Raw genomic sequence first — 13,830 nt, 5'->3', positions numbered from 1 at the left:
CTAACCCACCCTACCAAAGCACGCCATGAACGCACCTGCCGACACTGCCCTCTTCACCCCCAACTGGCATGCCCAGCTGGAGCTCGGCTACGCCCGTGACGGCGCCGCTACGCGCCCGGTTCTGCGCCGCCACCAGGGCCCGCTGCGGGTGCAGAAGCACCTGCATGCCGAAGGACCGGAGGTGTGCCAGCACATCATCGTCCACCCGCCCGGCGGCATCGCCGGCGGTGATCGCCTGGACATTTCCGCCCACGTCGGCGAGCGGGCCTGGGCGCAGCTCACCAGCCCCGGCGCAGCCAAGTGGTACCGCGCTGCCGGTCCGGCCTTCCAGGAAGTGGCACTCAGCGTCGAGGCCGGCGCCACCCTGGAATGGCTGCCCCAGGAAACCATTGTCTACTCCGGCGCCCAGGCCGAAATCGCCACCCGCATCGAGCTGGCCGACGACGCCCGCCTTTGCTACTGGGACATGGTCGCCCTCGGTCGCCCGGCTGCCGGTGAACGCTTCGCCGAAGGACACTTCCAGGCACAGCTGGATATCCGTTGGAACGGTACGCTGCTGTGGCACGAACGCCAGCGCATCATTGGCGGCGACGGCCTGCTCGACTCGCCTATCGGCCTCGCCGGGCAGCCGGTGTTCGCCACCCTGATCGCCACCGGCGAGATCGACGCCGACCTGCTCGAACGCTGCCGCGAACGCCCCTGTGCCGGACGCGGCGACCTGACCCAACTGCCCGGCCTGCTGGTGGCCCGCTGCCTCGCCTCCGAGGCGCTGCACGCCCGCGCCTGGCTGATCGACCTCTGGCGCCTGTTGCGCCCTGCCTTGCTCGGCCGCGAGGCCAAGCCCCCGAGAATCTGGAGTACCTGAGATGGATTTGTCTCCCCGCGAGAAAGACAAGCTACTGATCTTCACCGCCGGGCTGGTGGCCGAGCGCCGCCTGGCCCGTGGCCTGAAGCTCAACTACCCGGAAGCCATGGCGCTGATTTCCGCTGCCCTGCTGGAAGGCGCCCGCGACGGCCGGACCGTGGCCGAACTGATGCACTACGGCACCACCCTGCTCTCCCGCGAGCAGGTGATGGAAGGGGTGCCGGAGATGATCCCGGAGATCCAGATCGAAGCCACTTTCCCCGACGGCACCAAGCTGGTCACCGTCCACCAACCCATCGCGTGAGGAAATCGTCCAATGTCTACTGCGCTTGCCCATGCCGCGTTGCAAGTCGGCTCGGATTGCTCATTGACAGGCGTCAACTCCGCATCCTCGCCGACTTGCGCCTTGCCTGAGCTGCGCTCGCTACGACATTGAACGACTTCCTGGAGACCGGAAACATGATCATTCGTGATGCAGCAGAAGCCGACCTGCCCGGCATCCTCGCCATCTACAACGACGCCGTGGAGAACACCACGGCGATCTGGAACGAAACCCTGGTGGACCTGGCCAACCGCCGCGCCTGGCTCACCGACCGCCGCGCCGCCAGCTTCCCGGTGCTGGTGGCGGTGAACGCCTCCGGCGAGGTGCTGGGCTACGCCAGCTACGGCACCTGGCGCACCATCGAGGGCTTCCGCCACACCGTGGAGCACTCGGTCTATGTGCGCGGCGACCAGCGCGGCCAGGGCCTGGGCCCGGCGCTGATGCAGGCGCTGATCGAGCGTGCCCGCGCCGCCTCGCTGCACGTGATGGTGGCCGCCATCGAGAGCGAGAACGCCGCCTCCATCCGCCTGCACGAACGCCTCGGCTTCGTCACCACCGGGCAGATGCCCCAGGTGGGCCGCAAGTTCGGCCGCTGGCTCGATCTCACCTTCATGCAACTGATCCTGGAGTGACGCGATGATTCCCGGCGAATACCAGATCCAGGACGGCGAGATCGAACTCAACGCCGGCCGCCGCACCCTGACCCTGAGCGTGGCCAACAGCGGCGACCGCCCCATCCAGGTCGGCTCCCACTACCACTTCTTCGAAGCCAACGACGCCCTGGCCTTCGACCGCGACAGCGCGCGAGGCATGCGCCTGAACATCCCGGCCGGCACCGCGGTGCGCTTCGAGCCGGGCCAGAGCCGCGAGGTGGAACTGGTGGAGCTGGCCGGCAAGCGCCGCGTGTTCGGCTTCGCCGGCCGGGTGATGGGCGATCTGTAACGCGCCCCGTTGCGTAGGGTGGAAACGCCGAAGGCTTTTCCACCGTTCAAGTCTGCCGGTGGACAGAAAAGCGCTGTCCACCCTACGGAAGGATCGGAAACGATGAAGATCTCCCGCCAAGCCTACGCCGACATGTTCGGCCCCACCGTCGGCGACAAGGTGCGCCTGGCCGACACCGAGCTGTGGATCGAAGTGGAGAAGGACTTCACCACCTACGGCGAAGAAGTGAAGTTCGGCGGCGGCAAGGTGATCCGCGACGGCATGGGCCAGGGCCAGTTGCTGGCGGCGGAGGTGGTCGACACCCTGATCACCAACGCCCTGATCATCGACCACTGGGGCATCGTCAAGGCCGACGTCGGCCTCAAGGACGGGCGCATCCACGCCATCGGCAAGGCCGGCAACCCGGATATCCAGCCCAACGTCAGCATCGCCATCGGCGCCAGCACCGAAGTCATCGCCGGCGAAGGCATGATCCTCACCGCCGGCGGCATGGACACCCACATCCACTTCATCTGCCCACAGCAGATCGAAGAAGCCCTCATGAGCGGCGTCACCACCATGATCGGCGGCGGCACCGGGCCGGCCACCGGCACCAACGCCACCACCTGCACCTCGGGGCCGTGGCACATGGCGCGCATGCTCCAGGCTGCGGACGCCTTCCCGATGAACATCGGCTTCACCGGCAAGGGCAACGCCAGCCTGCCGGAGCCGCTGATCGAACAGGTGAAGGCCGGCGCCATCGGCCTCAAGCTGCACGAGGACTGGGGCACCACCCCGGCGGCCATCGACAACTGCCTCTCGGTCGCCGACCGCTACGACGTGCAGGTGGCCATCCACACCGACACCCTCAACGAATCCGGCTTCGTCGAGACCACCCTGGGCGCCTTCAAGGGCCGCACCATCCACACCTACCACACCGAAGGCGCCGGCGGCGGGCACGCGCCGGACATCATCAAGGCCTGCGGCTTCGCCAACGTGCTGCCCAGCTCCACCAACCCAACCCGGCCCTTCACCTGCAATACCATCGACGAGCACCTGGACATGCTCATGGTCTGCCACCACCTGGACCCGAGCATCGCCGAGGACGTGGCCTTCGCCGAGAGCCGCATCCGCCGCGAAACCATCGCCGCCGAAGACATCCTCCACGACCTCGGTGCCTTCAGCATGATCAGTTCCGACAGCCAGGCCATGGGCCGCGTCGGTGAAGTCATCACGCGCACCTGGCAAAGCGCCGACAAGATGAAGAAGCAGCGCGGCGCCCTGCCCGAGGATGCACCGGGCAACGATAACTTCCGCGCCAAACGCTACATCGCCAAGTACACCATCAACCCGGCCATCACCCACGGCATCAGCCATGAGGTGGGCTCGGTGGAAGTGGGCAAATGGGCCGACCTGGTGCTCTGGCGTCCGGCCTTCTTCGGCGTCAAACCCAGCCTGATCCTCAAGGGAGGCGCCATCGCCGCCAGCCTGATGGGCGACGCCAACGCCTCTATCCCCACGCCGCAACCGGTGCACTACCGGCCGATGTTCGCGAGCTTTGCCGGCAGCCGCCACGCCACCAGCATCACCTTCATCAGCCAGGCCGCCCTCGACGCCGGCCTCCCCGAGCAGCTCGGCCTGAAGAAGCAGATCGGCGTGGTCAAGGGCTGCCGCGACGTGCAGAAGAAGGACCTGATCCACAACGGCTACACCCCGACCATCGAAGTCGACCCGCAGAACTACCAGGTGAAGGCCGACGGCCAGTTGCTCTGGTGCGAACCGGCCGAGGTGCTGCCGATGGCGCAGCGGTATTTCCTGTTCTGACGCTGCCGGAGAGGACTCGTAGGTTGGGCTGAGCTACGCGAAGCCCAACAGCCAATCTCGCCGGTTGCACCGCCGTTGGGCTTCGCTGCGCTCTTCCCAACCTACAAGGGCATGTCAGCGCTCGCCGAATACGCCGATCTCGGGCTCACACGCCCAATCGGCACTCATCACATCAGCGCGAATGTATTTGTGTATCGACGAATGCGGCCAATCCGCCGCGCGCCGGACGTACCCGTGCTTCACCGGATTGATGTGGATGTAATCCATGTGTCGCTCCAGGTCCCCCTCGTCTCGGATCTGATGCTCCCAATAGCGTCGTTGCCAGATTTGCCGCTCACGCTTGCCATGACGGGAATCGGCCACCGCTTCGTGCATGGGCAAGTAACGCGAAAAGGTCGCCTTGATCTGGCCCCAACGCAGCGGGAAGTTGGCGTCGCCGTCAGGCAGTACCCAGATGGCATGCAAATGCTCGGGTAGTACGACCATGGCGGGGATCTCAAACGGATGGCGCATCTTCACCCGCTGAACTGCAAAGCGCAGGCAGTCGATATGCTCCGTCAGCAGGCGCTGCGAACGATCCGCCAGATTGACCGTGAAAAAGAACGTGCCGCCCGGCACGAACGCGCGTCGATAGCGCATGGCCTTACCCTCCCTGGTACCAATGCCAAGGGGGCAGTCTAGAAAGCGATATTTGGGGACAAATCCGAGATAGGCGTCGGAAATCGCAGATGGCAGGGTGGGATTGTTGGGCTTCGCTGCGCTCTTCCCAACCTACAAAACCAATCTCCGTTCCCACCCGCGACCATCACCGCAACTGGCTGTCCTTGCTCCCCCGCCGGTTGTACCCGGTGAAAGCGGCGTTTTCCTTGTCGTGTTCGGTCTGGCAGGCAACGCACAACCGCACGCCGGGAATCGCCTTGCGCCGGGCTTCGGGGATGAGCGCGTCGCATTCTTCGCAGTGCACCAGACTCTCGCCCGTCGGCAACTGGCTGCGCGCGCGCTGGATGGCGTCTTCGATGGTGCTGTCGATCTGTTCCTGGACGGCGCCGTCGCCGGCCCAACCACTGGCCATGCTGACCTCCCACGATTTTTCAGGCCTACGCCCGAGTTATGGGGCCAGTGCCCGGCCTTTTGCAAGGGTGGGAGTCGGCAGGCGACAAGCGGAGGTCGTGGGTGGCCTATTCCTTGACGTCCATGAACTCCTCAGCCCAGACGATGTACTCCTCGGGCTGGGTGTACTTGTGGGTCAGTTCGGTGGCGCTGAGTTCGGAACCGGTGGCGACCTGGCGCTGGTCGCGCAGGCAGTCGTAGGTGGCCTTGATGGCGGCGAAGTAGGCGGCATGGCCGTTGACCACGATGCGCACGCCAAGGCGGGCCAGGCGTTCGTTGTCGCGCAGCTTGGGGTTGCCGTAGGTGACCAGCATCAGTGGAATCTGCAGGTTCTCGGCGATCTGTTCCAGGTGCTCGAAGTCGGCCACCCCGACCATGCAGATGCCATCGGCGCCGGCAGCCTGGTAGGCCTTGGTGCGGCGTATCACTTCGTCCACGTCGAGCACGCCGGCGTTGGTCCGGGCGATGATGGCGAGGTCCGGATCGACGCGCGCTTCCAGGGCCGCGCGGATCTTGCCGACGCCCTCTTCCACCGGGATCAGGTCGGTGGACTTGCGGCCGAACTGGGCCGGCAGCAGGGTGTCTTCGATGGTCAGCGCGGCGATGCCGGCGCGCTCCAGCTCGACCACCGTGCGCATCACGTTGAGGGCGTTGCCGTAGCCATGGTCGGCGTCGGCGATCACCGGCAGGCGACTGACGCGGCCGATGCGGGTGGCCTGCTCGACGAATTCGCTCAGGGTGATCAGCGCGAAGTCGGGTGCAGCCAGCACCTGCAGGGAGGCCACCGAGCCGCCGAGGATGCCGACTTCGAAGCCGAGATCGGCGGCGATGCGGGCGGACATGGGGTCGAACACCGAAGCGGTGTGGAAGCAGGAATCCGAATCCAGCAACGCACGGAAAGCCGTGCGCAACTCGTGATGAGAAGCTCTACGCATAAGGGCACCAAAGATCAGAGGGGGTCAGGATGAAGCCGGTTCCATAACTCTGGAGCCGGCGCCCCCGTTTTTCCATTGTCAGACTGCGCCCATTCTAACGGATCAGTCTTTCAGTCCGCTTAACGCCCCTGCGCCTTGTCCCGCCCTTCGTCGGCCGCCACACTGGCGCCCCGCTTTACCGAGACCTCCACGTGCTGGCATTCACCGCCTACCTGGGCCTGTTCCTCTCCGCATTCGGCGCCGCCACCCTGCTGCCCCTGCAGTCGGAAGCGCTGCTGGTCGGCCTGCTGCTGGCCAAGGCGCATCCGGCCTGGGCACTGGTGGCGGTGGCGACCTGCGGCAACGTGCTGGGCTCCCTGCTGAACTGGTGGCTGGGGCGTTATCTGGAGCATTTCCGCGAATGCCGCTGGTTCCCGGTGAAGCAGGCGCAGCTGGAAAAGGCCCAGGCCTTCTACCACCGCTATGGCCGCTGGTCGCTGCTGCTGGCCTGGGTACCGGTGATCGGCGACCCGCTGACCCTGGTGGCTGGGGTGATGCGGGAATCCTTCTGGGTGTTCCTGATGCTGGTGACCCTGGCCAAGGCCGGGCGATACCTGGCGCTGGCCATGCTGACCCTGGGATGGAGCGGGCTTTCGTAGGGTGGATCACGCTTCACCGATCCACCATCGGAGGTGGAATGGCCCTCGTTGGTGGATATGAAAAGCGATATCCACCCTACGTCTGCGAGCGCGGCCATTGTGTTTCGGAATACTGCCCTGCGCGCCGACGGCTGATTCAGCGCCTACGCTTTCCCGGTCGCTGTCCGGAAGCCAATAGCATGAAAAAGCTCTCCCTGCTGATCGCCTTCTTCGCCCTGGTGCTGGGCGCCACTGCTGCCCTGGCGCACCACGGCTGGAGCTCCTACGACGCGGACAAGACGCTGACCATCGAGGCGGCGCTGAAGGAGGTGGCCTACCGCAACCCCCATGCCCACGTGACAATCGACTATGAAGGCCGCGAATGGCATGTGGTGCTGGCGCCCATCAACCGCATGAAGGCTCGCGGGCTGCCGGAGGCCGACCTGACCAGCGGCAAGACCGTGACCATAGTCGGCTACCCACGCAAGGACGGTACGGCGGAGATCCGCGCCGAGCGCATCATCGTCGACGGGCGCACGATCGAGCTGCGCTGAGACATGGCGATGGACGCGCTGCTGCCCTGGGCCGAGCGCCTGGAGGCATCGAGCTTTGGCGCCCTGATGCGCAACTCGGAGGTGCTTTATCCGGCGGCCAACCTGCTGCACCTGGCGGGCCTGGTGATGCTGCTGGGCTCGATGCTGCTGCTCGACCTGCGACTGCTCGGCGCCGCCCGGGAGGTGCCGCTGCTCGAGGTATCGCGGCGCCTCACGCCGATCGGCGTCGCCGGCCTGCTGCTGCTCCTGGGTACCGGCTTCTGCCTGTTCGCCGCCGATGCCAGGCCGCTCCTGGGCAACTGGCTGCTGCAGCTCAAGCTCCTGCTGGTGGGGCTGGGCATCGCCAATGCGCTGCTGTTCCGCGCGCGCTGGTCGACACGCCTGGCCGACTGGGACGTGCGGCCGCCGCTGGCCGGAAGGTTGCAGGTGGCGTTGTCGATCCTGATCTGGTGCGGCGTGATGTCGGCCGGCCGGCTGCTGGCCTACCTCTAGCCGCCGCGACGAAGTGCGCCGCGGGACGGCAGCAATCCTCGTCCCGCTCGCGTAAACTGCGCGGCCGTTTTTTCCCCGGAACACCCGCAGCATGAACAACGTCCTCCCCGCTCGCGCCCTGGGCATCGACTTCGGTACCTCCAATTCCACCGTCGGCTGGTGGCGCCCGGATGTGGAGCCGCTGATCGCCCTGGAGGACGAGAAGATCACCCTGCCCTCGGTGGTGTTCTTCAACACCGAGGAGCGCCGTCCGGCCTATGGCCGACAGGCCCTGCACGAATACCTGGAAGGCTACGAAGGTCGCCTGATGCGCTCGCTGAAAAGCCTGCTGGGCTCTCCCCTGTTGAAAAGCGAGACCACGGTGCTGGGCAGCGCCCTGCCCTTCAAGGACTTGCTGGGGCTGTTCATCGGCGAGCTGAAGAAGCGTGCCGAGGCCGCGGCCGGCCGCGAGTTCGAGCAGGTTGTGCTGGGCCGTCCGGTGTACTTCGTGGATGAAGACCCCGAGGCCGACCAGGAGGCGCAGTACACCCTGGTAGCGGTGGCGCAGAAGCTCGGTTTCAAGGACGTTTCCTTCCAGTTCGAACCCATCGCCGCGGCCTTCGATTACGAGCGCGGCATCGAGCGCGAGGAGCTGGTGCTGATCGTCGACATCGGCGGCGGTACCTCGGACTTCTCCCTGGTGCGCCTGTCGCCCCAGCGTCGCGAAGTGGCCGAGCGCCAGGACGACATCCTCGCCACCGGCGGCGTGCACATCGGCGGGACCGATTTCGACAAGCAGCTCTCGCTGGCCGGCGTGATGCCGCTGTTCGGTTACGGCAGCCGGATGAAGAGCGACGCGCTGATGCCCACCAGCTACCACCTGAACCTGGCCACCTGGCACACCATCAACGCCGTCTATGCACAGAAGTCGCAGCTGGCGCTGAAGAACATGCGCTACGACATAGTCGACGGCACCGGCATCGATCGCCTGTTCAGCCTGATCGAGCAGCGCGCCGGCCACTGGCTGGCGATGCAAGTGGAAGAGAGCAAGATCGAGCTGACCCAGGCCGACAGGCGCCGCATCGACCTGGCGCGCGTCGAGCCGGGCCTGGCGGTGGAACTGAACCGCCCGCTGTTCGAGGAAGCCATCGACGCGCTGCTGGTACGCATCCGCGCCAGCGTCGATGCCCTGCTGGCCCAGGCGGGCGTCAGCGCCACGCAGGTCGACACCCTGTTCTTCACCGGCGGCTCCAGCGGCATCCCTGCGCTGCGCCAGAGCGTCGCCGCCATGCTGCCCAACGCCCGCCAGGTGGAAGGCAACCTGTTCGGCAGCATCGGCAGCGGCCTGGCCATCGAGGCGAGGAAACGCTACGGCTGACCGCTCATCGGTAAAAAGGCCCGCTCCGAACGGTCGGGCCGGCCTGGCGGACTAGGCTGAAACCCATCGCGGGGCAATCCCGCGCCAGATAGGGAAGGTCCGCCATGAGCAAGCAAGCGTTGATCCTGACCTGCGCCCTGGCTTCGCTGGTCGGGTGCGCCGGCAAGATGGAAAACCCCACCGACTACTACACCTACCGTGACCAGCCGCTGGTCAAGCAGGTCGAGGAAGGCATGACCGAGCAACAGGTGAAAACCATCGGCGGTCCGCCATCCTCCTCCGTTCGCCGGGCCGTGAACCCCGGCATCTGCAACGACTACATCCTCAACCAGGACGGCCACCAGCAGGCCTACCACGTGAGCTTCGATGGCAGCGGCCGGGTGGAGGAGCAGGGTTTCATGACCTGCGCGCAGCGCGAAACTGCCGAACGCGAGAAAGCCGATAGCAAGAAAGTCGATCGCGGTGGCGGTTACTGAGCAGTCGCATTTCGCAGAAAGGCTCGAGCGGAGCGACAACCATCACTTCGCCACCACTGACAGCTGAAAGCCGCACCGGCCGTGGCTTTCGATCCTTTCGCCAGGCAATTCGCCAGCTACTGGCGCAATGCCGTCCATCGCCTGCTCGATCTTCGGGCGTTCTCGGGCGAACTCTCCCCACTTTCCGATGTTCCAAGCGCAGTGTTTCAAATGCGTTAACCCATGAGGACCCATGATGTACAAGCAAGCGCTTGTCATGGCTTGTGCCCTGGCATCGATGGCGGGCTGCGCCAGCAAGATCGAAAACCCCACGGATTATTTCACCTTCCGCAATCAACCCCTGGTGAAGGATGTCGAGCCCGGCATGAGCCGCCAGCAGGTGCTGATCATCGGCGGCCGCCCCTCTTCCATCATCCAGCGCAGCGTCCACCCAGGTTCCTGCAACAATTACATCCTCAACGAGGAAGGCCACCAGCAGCCCTACCACGTCAGCTTCGACAGCGCCGGCCGTGTGCGCCACAAGGGCTTCATGACCTGCGGCCAACGCGAACAGGCGGAGCGCGACCAGCTCTGAACCGCGCCTAGCGCTTGCGCATCTGCTCCAGCAGCGGCACGCAGGCATTGCCTTCCTCGCCTCCGGCCGCAGGCGCCACCAGCGCCAGCAAGGCCGCAGCCGGCGCCACCGCCACACCCAGCGCCAGCATCCCCGCCCCACGCACCATCAGCGGCACAGCCTGCACTCCGGCCTGTGGATTCTTGAAAGTCCCGCGCACATAGAGGGGCGAACGCAGCGAGAACACCCGCATGCCCTTGGACTCCGGATTGACCCGCAGGTCCAGACGTTCGTTGCGGAAGTCGGCGCTGCCGTCGATCTGCACCAGGGCGTTCTCGGTATCGAACACGAACAGCCGCGGGGTCATCAGGCCGTCCGTCATGCCCAGGTCCGCCGCGGCGCAGTTGATCTTCACTTCCTCGTCGCCAAACAACCGGCCTACCAGATAGTTGCCCACGTTGAGCCCGGCGATCTCCATCAGGTTGCGGCTGATGGTGCCGTCGTTGACCAGCATCTGCAGATTGCCGCTGGCTGTCCCCAGCAGCGCCGCCACCGAGTTGCCGGTGCCAGAGAGGTCGGCCTTGCCGTTGAGCTCACCCAGGCTGCTGCGCATGGCCTGGACGTTGGGGAACAGCTCCTTGAGCTTGAAGTGGTTGGCCTGCAGCCGCGCCTTGCCGGTCAGGGGCGCGCGGCGGCCATCGAGGTGGATGGTGGCGTCCAGGCTGCCGCCGGCAACGCCGAAGCGCAGGGGGTCCAGGCTCAGCTGACCATCGTTGAGCAGTACATGGCTGAAGAGATCGTTGAAGGGCAGTTTCTCGCTGTGCTGGATGCGCTTGCCAGTGAAGGTCACGTCGGCGTCCATCACCTGCCAGCGCTCGGTGCGGAACTGCTCCACCGGCAATACCTTGTCCGCCGGTTGCCGGCTGGCGACGCCACGGGCCTGCTGCGCGGCCTTGGAATCGGCGCCAATCAGCGGCGCAAGGTCGGCGAAGCGCAGCTGCTCCGATGTCAGGTTGCCGGATAGTCTGGGGCGCGGTTGCCGGGCGACGTAGCTGAGGTCGCCATGGATATCGCTGCCGCCGATGCGGCCATTGAAGCCCTGGTAACGGAACTCCGCGCCGCCGGGCTCCTGCAACTTCGCCAGCAGCCGGCCATCGGTGGAGTAGGCCGGGGTTTCCGGCAGGGGCACGCCAATCAGCGGATAGAGCTGGGCCAGGCTCTTGCCGGAGAGCTGCAGGCGCAGGTCGAGTGCGCCCAGCTGCCTGGGATCGGTCAGGGTGCCCATCAGGACGATGCGGGTATCGCCGGCCTTGATCTCGGCCTGCAGGGGAAAGGGCAGGTCGGCATTCTGCAGCGCCAGCAGTCCGCCCACCTTGCCGCTACCCTTCAGCGGTTGGCCCTGGTAGCTGCCCTTGGCCTGCCAGCCGAAAGCGTAGTCCTGGGCACCGACCGTGGCCGGCCTGGCGCCTTTGGCAGGCAGCAGCTCGCTGAAGGGAATGGGTTTGCCCAGGGGGTCTACCTGGATGTCCAGGCGGGTGCGGGTCTTGGCATCGTCCACCTCGACCTGGCCCTTGTCGAAGCCGATGGTGCCGATGTCGAGGGTCCAGCTGGAGGCCTTTTCCTCCTCGCCTTCCGGCTTGGCCGGCAGCTCGAATGTCCAGTTGTTGCGGCCATCGGCCAGGCGCTTGACGCTGGCCTGGGGGCCACCCAGTTCGATGCGCGGAATGCTCAATTGCCGCCAGAGCAGCGGCAGGGGCGCGACACGGAACTCCACCCGCTGCAGGCTGACGAAATCCCCGCCCCTGGCCCATTCAGGGTTGCCCAGGTGCAGCTCTTCGGCAACGAAATGAGGCCAGGGCACCAGCGCCCGCCAACCGCCCTCCCCGACCTCCCGCTGCCAGATCACCCGCAGGTCGCCCTCGATGGCGAAAGGGCGACCCAACTCAGCGGATACCCGCTCGTTCAGCGCGGGTTTGATGCGGTTCCAGTCGAAGGTGGCGACCAGTACCAACCAGGCTGCCAGCAGCAGCGCCAGCGCCAGTACCGTCCTGGCCAGGATGCGAAGACCTCGCGTCATGCACTTCTCCCCTTTTCCCACCGCGGCCTCAGGCAGCGCAGTGTGATGTCCATTCCCTATCGACCCGAAAAAGCCCCGGGATACTCAGCATCGTCGCAGGGCAGCGCGCGGACAAGGCCGCAAAAGAGCCGGCAATATAGCGTCAAGTCCCTGATTATAAAGGCGCTGGAGCAACATCAACGGCGTTGATGTTCTCTATCGGGCGTGATCACTTTTTAATCAGCACCCCATCCGTAAGATTGGCTCCGTACCCAGTTTCCAGCCCCTTCGAGGAGCCCAGATCATGAAAACCCAAGCCTTCGCCGCCCTGTTCTTCGCCACCCTGAGCACCAGCGTCTTTGCCCTGCCGTCCGATCCCCAGCCGGTGCTGGGCGAGTCCCGCGAAGGCAGCTACATCCAGGTGATCGACCCGGTCGCCGCTGAAGGCAGCTTCATGGTCCTGGACCGCGTCGCCGAAGGCGGCTCCGACCGCACTGGCGCAAACCGCATCGCTGAAAGCGGTTCCGACCGTACCGGTGCCAACCGCGTCGCTGAAAGCGGCTCCGATCGCACCAATGCTTTCCGCGTCGCTGAAAGCGGCTCCGACCGCACCGGCGCCAACCGCATCGCCGAAGGTGGCTCCGACCGCACCGGCGCCAACCGCATCGCTGAAAGCGGTTCCGACCGTACCGGCGCCAACCGCGTCGCTGAAAGCGGCTCCGATCGCACCAATGCTTTCCGCGTCGCCGAAGGTGGCTCCGACCGTCTGCTGCAAGCCCAGCGCCTGAGCTGATCGACGCGCGCTTTACCCCTTCAAAGCCCGGCGGACACCGGGCTTTTTGTTTGTGGGGGCGAATTCATTCGCGAAGGGCCGCAAAGCGGCCCCGTAGGGTGGATAGCGCTTTTCCTATCCACCATCGATGCCAGGCTTGGGCGCCCATGGTGGACCGATGAAGCGTGGTCCACCCTACCGCCCCGACAGCTTTCGCGATTGAATTACAGCCAACACCTGCCCACCGAAACCGGTTCGACGCCCGCAAAGGCCATTTGCTAGAGTGCGCCGCACATTCGCCACTGGCCTCGTCCATGACCCAACGCTCGGAACAGAAGCAGCAGACCCGCCAGGGCCTGATGGACGCCGCGCGCCTCCTGATGGACAGCGGCCGCGGCTTCGGCAGCCTGAGCCTGCGGGAAGTGGCGCGCAACGCCGGCATAGTGCCCACCGGCTTCTATCGCCATTTCCTGGACATGGACCAGCTTGGCCTGGCCCTGGTGGAGGAAGTGGGCGAAACCTTCCGCGCCACCATTCGCATGGTGCGGCGCAATGAGTTCGAACTGGGCGGCATCATCGAAGCCTCGGTGCGCATCTTCCTCGACGCCGTGGCCGCCAACCGTGGCCAATTCCTCTTCCTCGCCCGCGAGCAGTACGGTGGCTCGCAGCCGGTGCGCCAGGCCATCGGCGCGCTGCGCCTGCGCATCACCGCCGACCTGGCCGCCGACCTCAAGCTGGTCAAGCGCATGCCGCAACTGGAAGACGACGGCCTGGAACTGGTGGCCGACCTGGTGGTCAAGACGGTATTCGCCACCCTGCCCGAGCTGATCGACCCGCCAGCGGACAACCTGCCGCCGCACCTGCGCCCTGCCGCCAAGATCACCCAGCAGCTGCGCTTCATCATGATCGGCGGCAAGCATTGGCTCGGGCCGGGCAAGCCGCAAAGCTGACCGAAGCGCCAGCAGCGGCGCACCCG

At 65.8% G+C, this 13,830-nt stretch carries 17 protein-coding genes; 13 read left to right on the top strand and 4 right to left on the bottom strand.

The features are described from left to right. Nucleotides 1-25 precede the first annotated feature (25 nt). The 5 genes from E8F11_RS29985 (at nucleotide 26) to ureC (ending at nucleotide 3,932) form a co-directional block, all read left to right on the top strand. Nucleotides 26-865 (top strand): urease accessory protein UreD, encoded by an 840-nt coding sequence (locus E8F11_RS29985; protein WP_280292555.1) that lies wholly within the window; start codon nucleotides 26-28, stop codon nucleotides 863-865. Nucleotide 866: 1 nt separating this feature from the next. Further along, complete coding sequence (gene ureA, locus E8F11_RS29980) at nucleotides 867-1,169, top strand: urease subunit gamma (RefSeq protein WP_021701463.1); 303 nt, start codon at nucleotides 867-869, stop codon at nucleotides 1,167-1,169. Nucleotides 1,170-1,324: 155 nt separating this feature from the next. Continuing rightward, nucleotides 1,325-1,819, top strand: coding sequence for an N-acetyltransferase family protein (locus E8F11_RS29975; protein WP_280292554.1), 495 nt, complete (start codon nucleotides 1,325-1,327; stop codon nucleotides 1,817-1,819). 4 nt (nucleotides 1,820-1,823) lie between these two features. Then, nucleotides 1,824-2,129, top strand: a complete 306-nt coding sequence (locus E8F11_RS29970; protein ID WP_280292553.1) for an urease subunit beta — start codon at nucleotides 1,824-1,826, stop codon at nucleotides 2,127-2,129. A 102-nt stretch (nucleotides 2,130-2,231) separates the two neighbouring features. Next, complete coding sequence (ureC, locus tag E8F11_RS29965) at nucleotides 2,232-3,932, top strand: urease subunit alpha (RefSeq protein WP_280292552.1); 1,701 nt, start codon at nucleotides 2,232-2,234, stop codon at nucleotides 3,930-3,932. A 114-nt stretch (nucleotides 3,933-4,046) separates the two neighbouring features. On the opposite strand, the gene E8F11_RS29960 is transcribed toward ureC, so the two are convergent. The 3 genes from E8F11_RS29960 to E8F11_RS29950 all read right to left on the bottom strand — a co-directional run bounded on the left by E8F11_RS29960 (nucleotide 4,047) and on the right by E8F11_RS29950 (nucleotide 5,977). Then, nucleotides 4,047-4,571, bottom strand: coding sequence for a transposase (locus E8F11_RS29960; protein WP_280292551.1), 525 nt, complete (start codon nucleotides 4,569-4,571; stop codon nucleotides 4,047-4,049). A gap of 166 nt (nucleotides 4,572-4,737) precedes the next feature. Continuing rightward, nucleotides 4,738-5,004 carry a DksA/TraR family C4-type zinc finger protein gene (locus E8F11_RS29955; protein WP_280292550.1) on the bottom strand — a complete coding sequence of 89 codons (267 nt, stop codon included), beginning with the start codon at nucleotides 5,002-5,004 and terminating at the stop codon, nucleotides 4,738-4,740. A 106-nt stretch (nucleotides 5,005-5,110) separates the two neighbouring features. Further along, a complete protein-coding gene (locus E8F11_RS29950) occupies nucleotides 5,111-5,977 on the bottom strand; it encodes an oxaloacetate decarboxylase (RefSeq protein ID WP_280292549.1) in 867 nt (288 codons plus the stop codon). Between the two features lie 191 nt (nucleotides 5,978-6,168). Here E8F11_RS29950 and E8F11_RS29945 point away from each other — a divergent pair, with 191 nt between their 5' ends. The 6 genes from E8F11_RS29945 to osmE (E8F11_RS29920) all read left to right on the top strand — a co-directional run bounded on the left by E8F11_RS29945 (nucleotide 6,169) and on the right by osmE (E8F11_RS29920) (nucleotide 10,047). Further along, nucleotides 6,169-6,615, top strand: a complete 447-nt coding sequence (locus E8F11_RS29945) for a YqaA family protein (protein WP_280292548.1) — start codon at nucleotides 6,169-6,171, stop codon at nucleotides 6,613-6,615. Between the two features lie 179 nt (nucleotides 6,616-6,794). Further along, nucleotides 6,795-7,148, top strand: a complete 354-nt coding sequence (locus E8F11_RS29940) for a DUF6152 family protein (RefSeq protein ID WP_280292547.1) — start codon at nucleotides 6,795-6,797, stop codon at nucleotides 7,146-7,148. A 9-nt stretch (nucleotides 7,149-7,157) separates the two neighbouring features. Continuing rightward, nucleotides 7,158-7,640, top strand: a complete 483-nt coding sequence (locus tag E8F11_RS29935; RefSeq protein ID WP_280292546.1) for a DUF6644 family protein — start codon at nucleotides 7,158-7,160, stop codon at nucleotides 7,638-7,640. Between the two features lie 91 nt (nucleotides 7,641-7,731). After that, nucleotides 7,732-8,997, top strand: a complete 1,266-nt coding sequence (locus E8F11_RS29930) for an Hsp70 family protein (protein WP_280292545.1) — start codon at nucleotides 7,732-7,734, stop codon at nucleotides 8,995-8,997. A 104-nt stretch (nucleotides 8,998-9,101) separates the two neighbouring features. After that, a complete protein-coding gene (gene osmE, locus E8F11_RS29925) occupies nucleotides 9,102-9,473 on the top strand; it encodes an osmotically-inducible lipoprotein OsmE (RefSeq protein WP_280292544.1) in 372 nt (123 codons plus the stop codon). Between the two features lie 235 nt (nucleotides 9,474-9,708). Beyond that, entirely contained in the window at nucleotides 9,709-10,047 is a 339-nt protein-coding gene (osmE, locus tag E8F11_RS29920) for an osmotically-inducible lipoprotein OsmE (protein ID WP_280292583.1), read from the top strand. Between the two features lie 7 nt (nucleotides 10,048-10,054). Here the strand turns inward: osmE (E8F11_RS29920) and E8F11_RS29915 are convergent, their stop codons facing one another. Then, nucleotides 10,055-12,103, bottom strand: a complete 2,049-nt coding sequence (locus E8F11_RS29915; RefSeq protein ID WP_280292543.1) for an AsmA family protein — start codon at nucleotides 12,101-12,103, stop codon at nucleotides 10,055-10,057. A gap of 283 nt (nucleotides 12,104-12,386) precedes the next feature. Here E8F11_RS29915 and E8F11_RS29910 point away from each other — a divergent pair, with 283 nt between their 5' ends. Together E8F11_RS29910 and E8F11_RS29905 are read left to right on the top strand one after the other, a co-directional pair. After that, entirely contained in the window at nucleotides 12,387-12,875 is a 489-nt protein-coding gene (locus tag E8F11_RS29910) for a phage infection protein (RefSeq protein ID WP_280292542.1), read from the top strand. A 293-nt stretch (nucleotides 12,876-13,168) separates the two neighbouring features. Next, complete coding sequence (locus E8F11_RS29905) at nucleotides 13,169-13,804, top strand: TetR family transcriptional regulator (protein WP_280292541.1); 636 nt, start codon at nucleotides 13,169-13,171, stop codon at nucleotides 13,802-13,804. Nucleotides 13,805-13,830 lie beyond the last annotated feature (26 nt).

It is taken from the genome of Pseudomonas sp. BN417 (genome assembly GCF_029871205.1).
Taxonomy (GTDB): domain Bacteria; phylum Pseudomonadota; class Gammaproteobacteria; order Pseudomonadales; family Pseudomonadaceae; genus Metapseudomonas.
Note: the sequence above shows the minus strand (reverse complement) of the source record. Positions and strands in the feature narration are given on the sequence as shown.

What these genes read in the sequence shown, in the direction of transcription:
- E8F11_RS29910 (WP_280292542.1), top strand. Translation starts at nt 12,387, where the DNA reads ATGAAAACCCAAGCCTTCGCCGCCCTGTTCTTCGCCACCCTGAGCACC.
- E8F11_RS29970 (WP_280292553.1), top strand. Translation starts at nt 1,824, where the DNA reads ATGATTCCCGGCGAATACCAGATCCAGGACGGCGAGATCGAACTCAAC.
- ureA (WP_021701463.1), top strand. Translation starts at nt 867, where the DNA reads ATGGATTTGTCTCCCCGCGAGAAAGACAAGCTACTGATCTTCACCGCC.
- E8F11_RS29940 (WP_280292547.1), top strand. Translation starts at nt 6,795, where the DNA reads ATGAAAAAGCTCTCCCTGCTGATCGCCTTCTTCGCCCTGGTGCTGGGC.
- E8F11_RS29930 (WP_280292545.1), top strand. Translation starts at nt 7,732, where the DNA reads ATGAACAACGTCCTCCCCGCTCGCGCCCTGGGCATCGACTTCGGTACC.
- E8F11_RS29935 (WP_280292546.1), top strand. Translation starts at nt 7,158, where the DNA reads ATGGACGCGCTGCTGCCCTGGGCCGAGCGCCTGGAGGCATCGAGCTTT.
- E8F11_RS29950 (WP_280292549.1), bottom strand. Translation starts at nt 5,977, where the DNA reads ATGCGTAGAGCTTCTCATCACGAGTTGCGCACGGCTTTCCGTGCGTTG.
- E8F11_RS29905 (WP_280292541.1), top strand. Translation starts at nt 13,169, where the DNA reads ATGACCCAACGCTCGGAACAGAAGCAGCAGACCCGCCAGGGCCTGATG.
- E8F11_RS29960 (WP_280292551.1), bottom strand. Translation starts at nt 4,571, where the DNA reads ATGCGCTATCGACGCGCGTTCGTGCCGGGCGGCACGTTCTTTTTCACG.
- osmE (WP_280292544.1), top strand. Translation starts at nt 9,102, where the DNA reads ATGAGCAAGCAAGCGTTGATCCTGACCTGCGCCCTGGCTTCGCTGGTC.
- osmE (WP_280292583.1), top strand. Translation starts at nt 9,709, where the DNA reads ATGTACAAGCAAGCGCTTGTCATGGCTTGTGCCCTGGCATCGATGGCG.
- E8F11_RS29985 (WP_280292555.1), top strand. Translation starts at nt 26, where the DNA reads ATGAACGCACCTGCCGACACTGCCCTCTTCACCCCCAACTGGCATGCC.
- E8F11_RS29955 (WP_280292550.1), bottom strand. Translation starts at nt 5,004, where the DNA reads ATGGCCAGTGGTTGGGCCGGCGACGGCGCCGTCCAGGAACAGATCGAC.
- E8F11_RS29915 (WP_280292543.1), bottom strand. Translation starts at nt 12,103, where the DNA reads ATGACGCGAGGTCTTCGCATCCTGGCCAGGACGGTACTGGCGCTGGCG.
- ureC (WP_280292552.1), top strand. Translation starts at nt 2,232, where the DNA reads ATGAAGATCTCCCGCCAAGCCTACGCCGACATGTTCGGCCCCACCGTC.
- E8F11_RS29975 (WP_280292554.1), top strand. Translation starts at nt 1,325, where the DNA reads ATGATCATTCGTGATGCAGCAGAAGCCGACCTGCCCGGCATCCTCGCC.